The sequence below is a fragment of the Brucella tritici genome (genome assembly GCF_008932285.1).
In the GTDB taxonomy this organism is placed as follows: Bacteria; Pseudomonadota; Alphaproteobacteria; order Rhizobiales; family Rhizobiaceae; genus Brucella; species Brucella tritici.
Genome location: NZ_WBVY01000010.1, coordinates 63,942 through 73,296, shown reverse-complemented (window position 1 = coordinate 73,296; position 9,355 = coordinate 63,942). Strand labels below are relative to the sequence as shown.

Here is a 9,355-nt window from a genome sequence, read left to right as displayed (position 1 = left end):
CTCTTTTCGTTGATCTAACCAATGTTACCGATGCAGACTGTTGACGTGAAATACTTCCGTTTCTCCTCTGCCCATGATCCGGGATTATCAATCCCGCGTTTGATAAAACGTGACGTCCGACCGGTTCAACGCGGCGCGGGCACCGGTCCATAATGAGATGAAACTCAACACTATCTGGTACGCCCGATTTTACTTTCGATCAGGATTTTCTGGTCAAGCGGTTCTGGGGCTATCACGATTGCGCTCGCTTAAACGGCCTGATCTCTTGGTCCATGTAATGTCGCGATGGGGAGTTTTAAAAGCAGTGACAACCCCGTCGACTTCCATTCGCGCGTTAGCGTTGCATTCAGCCCCTGCAACGTCGCCTTTTCGAGCGTCGCTCCGAACCCTTGCCGTCCCGGCGGACTTTGTCGAGCTGGACCGCCCGTCTCTGTCCAGTGAAGGTACACCATCTCACAGTCAGTCTCTATATGAATTACAAGCCGGCCCTCAGGGGATGACAGAGCGCCATATTTCGCGGAATTTGTCGTAAGTTCGTGCAACAGAAGACCAAGAGAAGTCAACGTATTTCCAGACAGGGTGATGTCGGACCCTGTAATATCGAGACGGGAACTCTGCTCGGTTTTGTGAGGTAACACGACCGCCTCGATCAGAGCAGAAACCGAAAAGGACCGCTCAACGCCCCCATCGTCTTTTAGATCAGGCAGTGTCAGTGCATGTGCGTTGGCGAGGGCATTCATACGTGCTCTCAGATCGGCAACAAGTTCTTCCTTGGTGCCCACCGAGCGCGCACTGACCGAAATCAGCCCGGACGCCAGAGCAAAAAGGTTTTTGATCCGGTGATTGATTTCCTGAAGAAGGATGTCTTTTTGATGGGCTACCATGCGTAGTGCCTCGGCCTGCAGCGCCAGTTCATCTCGCTGCACAGCGAGCTGTTGCTTTTGCCTGTACATTTCAAAAAAAACGTCCGCCTTGCTGCGCAGGATGTCAGGCTCGATCGGCTTCTGGATGAAATCCACGGCGCCCGCTTCATAACCCCGGAAACGACGCTGACCTCCACCGCCCGCTGTCACGAATATAATGGGGACATGACGCGTTCGCTCATTGCCTCGCATGAATTCTGCAAGCTGAAATCCGTCAAGTCCGGGCATCTGGACGTCAACCAACGCCAGCGCAACATCATGCTGCAACAGCAATTCAAGCGCGTCATCACCGGATTTCGCTTTCAGCAACTGTAACCCTTCGCGTCGGAGGAGACCCTCCAGCACAAGAAGATTTTCTTCAAGATCGTCCACAAGGAGAAACGATACGGGTTTCATGAGTTGGATTGAACCTTTTTTAGATAATTTGCTATCGCATCGAGCGACAAAATCTCTGCATGCTCACATCGGCTTAGCGCTGCCTATGGCATTGCTGAGGCATGGGCACTTTCCGGGTTTTGAACAATGGCTTTCCCGCCTGCATCGACGATATGGCGAAGCCCCGCTGCCCCGTCTTCGTTGGCTCCGGTAAGCACAACACCTATCAGGCCGGTGCCGAAGACCTCCGCGGCGCTCTCAAACAGTACGTCAATGGATGGACGCGAATAAAGAACAGGATCATCCTGAGAAAGAGAAAAGCTTCGGTCCGCCTCAATACGCAAGTGATAGTCGGGCGGGGCGAAGTAAATGTTACCCTTTTCAACAGGTTGATTGTCTTCAGCTTCCCAGACCGGAATATTGCATTTCCGGTTAAAAAGTTCAGCCATCAGGCTTGTCCGGTCAGGCGGAACATGCACGACAACAATAACGGAAAGGCTGTAGTTTAGCGGCAATGACGGCAAAATCGCCGACAAGGCTTCAAACGCGCCTGCAGAAGATCCGATCAGGATTGCCTCGGGAGCCAGGGTCTTCACGATGAGACTTTCTGGTAGATCTTTTCTTCGCGTACAAAATCCGCAAATGTGCCGGCGTGATCCGAAAAGCGCACGCTTTCCTTGGCGCCCAGACCCAGGAAACCTTTATGGATAAGCGACTCTTTAAAAAGGCCAAGGACACGATTTTTAAGCGCATGATCGAAATAGATCAGCACATTTCGACAGGATATAAGATGCAATTCGCCGAATACTGCATCAGTGGCAAGGCTGTGATCTGAAAAGACCACGTTACGGCGCAGGGATTTATCAAAGACCACCCGACCATAGGCCGCCTGGTAGTAATCTGACAAAGACGTTCGCCCGCCCGAGCGTTGGTGATTTTCCGTGAATGACCGGACACGATCAAGGGCGAACACCCCAGCCTCTGCTGCGCTCAGAGCGTCCTGATTGATGTCTGTCGCATAAAAAAGCGTCCGGTCCTCGAGCCCTTCCTCACGAAAAAGGATCACCATGGAATAGAGTTCTTCTCCACTGCTACATCCAGCTATCCAGACTTTCAGCGATGGGTAGGTCCGCAAATGCGGAACCACCTGCTCGCGGATTGCCCTGAAATAATCCGGATCGCGAAACATATCGCTGACCTGGATGGTGAGGAAGCGGAGCAAATGCGACAGCATGTCGGGATCGTGAAGTAGCTGGTTCTGCATGGCGGAGAAACTCGCAAATCCCAGTTGCTCGCGCGCCTGTTTCAGACGGCGCCGGATCGAGCCCAGTGAGTAATTGCGAAAATCATAATGATACCGGAGAAACAGCGCCTCCAGTAACAACCTCATTTCGATATCTTCTGCTGAATCGTTGGACTGCGCTCCCCTCATTTGGGCATCCAGACACGAACAAGCGAAAGGAGTTTGTCGACATCAAGTGGTTTGGCCATATAATCATTTGCACCGGCCTCGATGCAACGCTGCTGGTCATCCGGCATTGCCTTGGCAGTAAGTGTGATGATGGGAAGTTTCTTCCACGCCGGGTTTTCACGGATCTTCCGGGTGGCGGCGAGGCCATCCATGACTGGCATCATGATATCCATCAAAACAATATCAATAGCGGTTGATTCACTGGCCTGGCTCTTCGACAATGCATCAAGTGCCTCGCGTCCGTTACGCGCGATAATGACTTCCGCGCCCCGGGGCTCAAGAATGTTGGTGAGGGCATAGATATTGCGGATATCATCTTCAACAACAAGAATTCTGCGACCTTCAAGAAGCGCATCGCGATGGCGGGCTTTCTGGATCATTTTTTGCTGCTCGGGCGGCAGTTCTGAAATGACCTGATGCAGAAAAAGACTGACTTCATCGAGAAGGCGCTCGGGCGATTTTGCGCCTTTGATGATGATGGACTTGGAGTAACGGCGCAGCTTTTGCTCATTTTCCGCTGAAAGCTCCCGGCCGGTATAAACAATAACCGGCGGGAACGAGTAAATGTTTTCCTGGCTGAGAGTTTCGAGCAATGCAAAGCCGGAAGTGTCAGGCAGCGAAAGGTCGAGAACCATGCAATCAAAGGTCTGCTCGCGAAGGAGGTTCAGACATTCCGCAGCGCTCGCTGCGGTAAAGGTCTCGACGTCCCCGGAGCCAAGCAGACTGGCAACCGCTTCTCGCTGGTTCTTGTCATCTTCCACAATCAGGACACGGTTCGCACGCCGGGACAGCTTTTTCTCAAGCCTGGCCAGAACATCGACAATTTGCTCGCGGCTGACGGGCTTGCGGAGATAACCGACAGCGCCCAGCGAGATCGCGGTCCGTGTATGATCGCCTGCAGAAATGACGTGGACCGGGATATGCCGGGTGCGAACGTCATTTTTCAAGCCGTCCAATACCGAAAGTCCCGACTGATCGGGCAGTCCAACATCGAGTACGATCGCGTTTGGCGAAAATTCACGCGCGGTTTTGACAGCCTCCTCTGCGGTGCGCGCGACAACACAATGAAAACCCATTTCCCGGGAGAGATCGCGGACAATCGCTGCAAATGTCTCATCGTCTTCAATGACGAGGAGTACCCGCTTGTCTCCCCCAATCTCCTCGCGATCATCTGAAAGCTGGCGCGCAAGTGCCGCCTCTGACACCGCCCCAGGCATCTCACCAGGGCTTCTCGTCGGCAAAAAGGACGAAGTGGTTGGAGAAACGTCTCTGGCAGACATCTGCCTTAAGGGCAACGTAACCGAAAAGCGGCTGCCCTGTCCGGGCTTGCTCTCGACTGCGATAGTTCCTGCAAGAAGGCGCACAAGCTGCCGCGAAATCGAAAGGCCCAGACCGGTGCCGCCAAATCTCCGGCTAATCGTGCTATCAGCCTGATGAAACGCCTCAAAAATGCTGTTGAGCTGATCTTCGGCAATACCGATACCACTGTCGGCAACCGAAAACACAATCTTGTCGGAGCCTTGCGGCCGGACCGATAGCTCCACTTTACCCTTTTCGGTGAATTTGATTGCATTGGAGATCAGATTTTTGAGGATTTGCTCGAGTCGTCGCGGATCGGTCTCGAACGTTTTGGGCAGATGCTCGTCGAGCGAGATGATGAATTCAAGCTGTTTTTCGCTTGCGACAGGCTCGAACATTTGCCGCAGTCCGTTTGTCAGACGGACGACCGATGCCTCCTCAGGCTGTATCTCAACATGTCCGGCTTCAATTTTTGAAAGATCGAGAATATCGTTGATTAGATTGAGCAGGTCATTCCCTGACGACTGGATTGTCCGTGCGTACTTGACCTGTTCGTCCGTCAGGTTTTCATGCGGATTATCGGCCAGCAACTTCGCCAGAATGAGCGAAGAGTTAAGCGGCGTACGTAGTTCGTGCGACATATTTGCGAGGAAGTCAGACTTATACTGGCTTGAACGCTCAAGCTCAGCGGCTTTCAGCTGAACCGATGCATTTGCCCTCTCAAGATCGGATCGCTGAATTTCGAGCTGATTTGCCTGCTCTTCAAGCTGAGTGTTTGTCTGCTCGAGCTCTGCCGCCTGTAGCTCGAGCCGCAACTGCGATTCCTTGAGAACACGACTTTGCTCTTCAAGTTCCTCATTGTTGACGCGCAATTCCTCGCCCTGCGCTTGCAGCTCTTCCGACTGTTGCTGGGTTTCCTCCAGAAGGTTCTGCAATTCGCCCCGATAGGATGCAGCTTGCACACTCAGTCCTATTGCTTCGGAAGCTTGCTTTAAAAGCGAGAGAACCTTCTCATCCACGGGCTTGAGAAAACCCATTTCCAGCACGGCATTGGTTGAGCCTTCAACCACAGCGGGCAAGATGACGAGATATTTCGGCTTGTCCTGACCTAAAGCGGAACCGAAAGAGAGATAGCCATCAGGCACGTCATCGAGAACGATCAGGCTTCCCTGCGTCGACGCTTGCCCGAGCAGGCCTTCGCGACCGACAAACTCTAGGGGAACGGATTTGATGTCCGGGATTCCATAGACAGCCGTACGTCGGTAGTGACCGCGCACTCCACTAAAGAAGGCTCCCGCCACGGCACCGGTGTATGCGACGAGGTAGTCCAGAATATTTTCGCCGAGCTCATCAATCCGCTGGTCTCCCATCATGGCGGATCCCAGGCCGATTTTTCCTGTTTGCAACCATTCTTCGCGCGAACGGCTGATTGCAGCCTTGCCCAGAAGATAACCGATCACCACCGTTAGCAGAATTCCAAGAGCGGCAGTTAGCACAGTACTAATCAATGCCTGCTGCTGTGCGCTGTCCATCTCTGCAAGGCGACTGGTTCGAACCTCGTTCTCAGTCTGGGACATAGCGTCAACCATGCCCCGGATAGCATCCATCTCCACTTTACCACGATCAGAACGGACGAGGTCGAGCGCTGCGCTCAATCCCTGTGTTTTTCGCAGATCGATCGTTTGGGCCATTTCATCGAGCTTTGCCGCGATGCGCTGCTTCAGAAAGCCTAGCCGGTCCCTCTGGCCGACATTGTCACGCGTCCTTTCAGCAACTTTTTCAAATTCACTCGCAATCGCGCCGCGCGCATTCAAGTAAGGACCGAGATAACCGTCTTCGCCCGTCAGAAGGTAACCTCGCTGGCCCGTTTCTGCGTCCTGAAGTTGTAAAAGCAGGTTTTTAAGGGAGACAATCGCGCGATGTGTTTCAACAATTTTCTGATTGGCAACACGTATACTTTGCGTGTTCAGATAGGCGACCAAACCACTTCCGGCGAAAAAAAGAACGGCAGCAATCAAACCAATCAGTATGCCTGGCGCAAAACCAAACATGCCCTTGAAAGGCCTGCGTTGGGTGGAATTCATAACTGGCTCACTGCAAGAGAAAAAGAAGGAGTGGAAGGCGCACGGCCCCTATCGAGCCAATTAACTATGCATCGCACGAAATCACTTCTTTATCAGCAGCAAACATGATTCTTGTCCCTAGGCACTACGCCAAAAAATAGCTTATATCGGGTACCGCGTCCGTGCACTAGTGGACTTAATGGGCCTTGGGTTCGACTTATTTGCGGCGTTTTGACCGCTGTTCGCAGCTTGAACCCGTGTTCAGATCAGCGAGCAGATCAGTCACCGTCCATTTCATTCCAAATGGTAAATCCGATAAGGCCAGTCATTGTGAAAACCATCGTGCCGTAGAACCAATAAAACCAAACCATTGTGCACCTCCAGCGATATAACGCTTTGCGTGAAAAAAGGTTCTTCAGCAATGTTCGAAGTTCGACTTCGCGGAGAAGTTAAGCTAAACATGCCGTCAAGCATGAAAAGCCATCTGGCATGAGCGGTTGCACTGATCAAGAGTGGAGTTCTCCCCATTTCACCGGACAAGTCGGCTAGTTTGATTTAACCCTGATGAACTGCCGAGGGGAAGCTATCTCGAGCGCAAAATGAGAATGTATTTGGTTGTAATCTTCGATCCATCCGTGGATGAGCGCGGAGCGCAGTTTCGGCGTCCGGTAGAGCTGATATGTGGATATAATCCCGCTTCGGGGTTTTAACGAAGGCTTCTGACATGCCGTTCGAGTGCGGGCTAGCCACTGGCGTAAGCAGGGCGTCAAATTGATCGCCTGAGCGAACAGCCTCGTGTTCCTTGCTGTGTAGGCCGAACCATTGTCGGAGAGACAACGTGGTCGAAAATCGCCTTAAATCGATTTAGATGCAGGACGGTCTATTGACCGAGGAAATGGCTCGGACCATCTAGGATCGATCTTTCTCGACCAAATTCAAGAAAAATAGAATGATGTTGTAAGGGATCGAGCGACTTCCTGCCGCCCGATCCGATTTTAAGATTCAAAGTTGTCCGGCTCAGATCGGACCGTTTTGTATTTAGTTTCGAAACATCTCTTCACATCAGCGGCGACCGTAAAATCAAAGTTTGACCACATCTTCCCTCGCCCATAGCCGGAGCTTGCGGCAAGATGCAACAAACTCCTTGGCTGCCTGTGCATTGTCGAGCGGAATAAGCCCTTCGTCCATTTCGGGTTCGATACCGGCCTTGGCAAGCAACGGCATTGCGCCTGCGGTAAAGCCAATGAACTTGCAGTGCGCGAACGCATCGGCAACAAAGTCCCGCGCTGTGGACTCGCCGATGAGCTGGTTGGCCGATTCTTCACACAACACAAGGGCTACAGCATCGAACAATACGGATGGACCGCCGTCAATCATATGGTCGGCCTCCATCCATTCGCCGCCGGAAGCTTCGAACCCTCCGACCGTTGGTGCGACCAACTCCACCATGGCACCTTCCTCATCGGCGGCGTGCCGGATACCCTTGAGTACCTGCGCATCCGTGCCATTGGCAACGAGCACTCCGATCTTTCTGCCCTTGAAGCTGCCGGGTCCGTTCTCAATAATGCTAAGTGCAGGAGACGGAGCAAGATCGTCACGCACGGGCACCATCGCATCCGCGGCCTTAGGCATCTTGCGGATGCCGAGCTTACCGGCGACCGTTTCCGCGAGGTTGGCATCGATGTTCAGCAAATGTGACACAATACGCTCGCGGATCACAGGTGTTTCCACCTTCGACAGCTCGAAGGTCAGTGCCATCGCAATATGCTTCTGTTCCGTCGCGGTCTGGCTCGAATAAAACTGACGCGCCTGGCTGTAATGGTCGGCGAAGCTCTCCGGTCGGAGGCGAACTTTCTGTCCGTCTTCCTGCGCGGCAAACGATCGGAACCCACGATTTGGGTCAGGCCTCGAGCCTTCGCCCCATGAATTAGGCTGGTAGTTTGCGCGTCCGACAGGATTGCGCATCGCCATATGGCCGTCCTGCTGGAAATGATGGAACGGGCATTTAGGCGCGTTTATCGGAATATGGGTAAAGTTAGGACTACCAAGTCTCTTCAACTGCGTGTCGAGGTAAGAAAAATTGCGTCCCTGCAGCAATGGGTCGTTGGAGAAATCGATGCCGGGAGGGACGTTCTGCGTCATGAACGCAACCTGTTCCGTTTCGGCAAAAAAATTGTCTGGCATACGATCAAGTACCAGCCGCCCGACTGGGATAGGCTTAATAATTTCTTCGGGAATGAGCTTTGTCGGATCGAGCACATCGAAATCGAAGCTGTCGGCGAAGTCCTGATCGAAGAGCTGGACGCACAGTTCCCATTCAGGGAAGTCGCCAGCTTGTATCGCAGTCCACAGATCGCGCCTGTGAAAGTCCGGATCCGCACCGTTGATTTTCACCGCCTCGTTCCAGACAACGGATTGGAGACCAAGTTTTGGCTTCCAGATGAATTTGACGAAAGTCGACTTGTCCTTGGCATTCACGAAGCGGAAGGTATGAACCCCAAACCCCTCCATGAAGCGGAAGGAGCGCGGAATTGCACGATCCGACATGACCCACATGATCATGTGCATGGATTCCGGCGTCAGACCGATGAAGTCCCAGAAATTGTCATGGGCTGACTGTGCCTGCGGAAAAGCCCGGTCAGGCTCTTCCTTGACGGCATGAACCATATCGGGAAATCGAATGGCATCCTGGATGAAAAAGACGGGAATATTATTGCCGACGATATCCCAGTTGCCTTCCTTGGTGTAAACCTTGACTGCGAAGCCGCGCACATCGCGGGCAAGGTCAAACGATCCTTTCGATCCCGCAACGGTGGAAAACCGGACGAAAACTGGCGTTTTCTCCCCGACCCGTTGAAAAATGTCGGCCCGCGTATATTCCGCAAGAGATTTCGTCGTTTCGAAATAGCCATGCGCACCATAGCCTCGGGCATGGACAACGCGTTCAGGAATACGCTCGTGGTCGAAGTGAAAGATCTTTTCCCGAAAATGGAAATCCTCAATCAGCGTAGGACCTCGATCGCCGACCTTGAGCGTATTGAGGTCATCCGATACTGGCCCGCCTTGGGCGGTAGTCATGATTTGCGTCTTGTCGTCGGCGAGTTGGTGAAGGTCTCCGCCTTGACCTGCGTCGAGCTTCTGATCATGAAGCTTGAGCGACTTCCGTCCATTTGTGGCCTTGTTGCTGGCTGACATGGCTGGCTCCAATTCTTTCGCGATCAATG

General features: G+C 52.9%; 5 protein-coding genes and 1 pseudogene. All 6 read right to left on the bottom strand.

Annotated elements, in window-relative coordinates:
• Positions 1-248 precede the first annotated feature (248 nt).
• Complete coding sequence (locus F9K94_RS23295) at positions 249-1,319, bottom strand: sensor histidine kinase (RefSeq protein ID WP_151610523.1); 1,071 nt, start codon at positions 1,317-1,319, stop codon at positions 249-251.
• An 83-nt stretch (positions 1,320-1,402) separates the two neighbouring features.
• On the bottom strand, positions 1,403-1,894 hold the full coding sequence (locus tag F9K94_RS23290; protein ID WP_235906888.1) for a chemotaxis protein CheB: 492 nt from the start codon (positions 1,892-1,894) through the stop codon (positions 1,403-1,405).
• On the bottom strand, positions 1,891-2,730 hold the full coding sequence (locus F9K94_RS23285) for a CheR family methyltransferase (RefSeq protein WP_151591382.1): 840 nt from the start codon (positions 2,728-2,730) through the stop codon (positions 1,891-1,893). The genes F9K94_RS23290 and F9K94_RS23285 overlap by 4 nt, the downstream gene beginning before the upstream one ends.
• Positions 2,727-6,152: a response regulator gene (locus F9K94_RS23280; RefSeq protein WP_151591380.1), complete on the bottom strand. Its 3,426-nt coding sequence runs from the start codon at positions 6,150-6,152 to the stop codon at positions 2,727-2,729. The genes F9K94_RS23285 and F9K94_RS23280 overlap by 4 nt, the downstream gene beginning before the upstream one ends.
• Before the next feature lie 524 nt (positions 6,153-6,676).
• A pseudogene (locus tag F9K94_RS23275) lies at positions 6,677-6,964 on the bottom strand (integrase core domain-containing protein); the annotation flags it as partial.
• A 247-nt stretch (positions 6,965-7,211) separates the two neighbouring features.
• Entirely contained in the window at positions 7,212-9,326 is a 2,115-nt protein-coding gene (katE, locus tag F9K94_RS23270; RefSeq protein ID WP_113533615.1) for a catalase, read from the bottom strand.
• Positions 9,327-9,355 lie beyond the last annotated feature (29 nt).

Coding starts and splice junctions, on each gene's coding strand:
- F9K94_RS23295 (WP_151610523.1), bottom strand. CDS start 1,319: ATGAAACCCGTATCGTTTCTCCTTGTGGACGATCTTGAAGAAAATCTT.
- katE (WP_113533615.1), bottom strand. CDS start 9,326: ATGTCAGCCAGCAACAAGGCCACAAATGGACGGAAGTCGCTCAAGCTT.
- F9K94_RS23285 (WP_151591382.1), bottom strand. CDS start 2,730: ATGAGGGGAGCGCAGTCCAACGATTCAGCAGAAGATATCGAAATGAGG.
- F9K94_RS23280 (WP_151591380.1), bottom strand. CDS start 6,152: ATGAATTCCACCCAACGCAGGCCTTTCAAGGGCATGTTTGGTTTTGCG.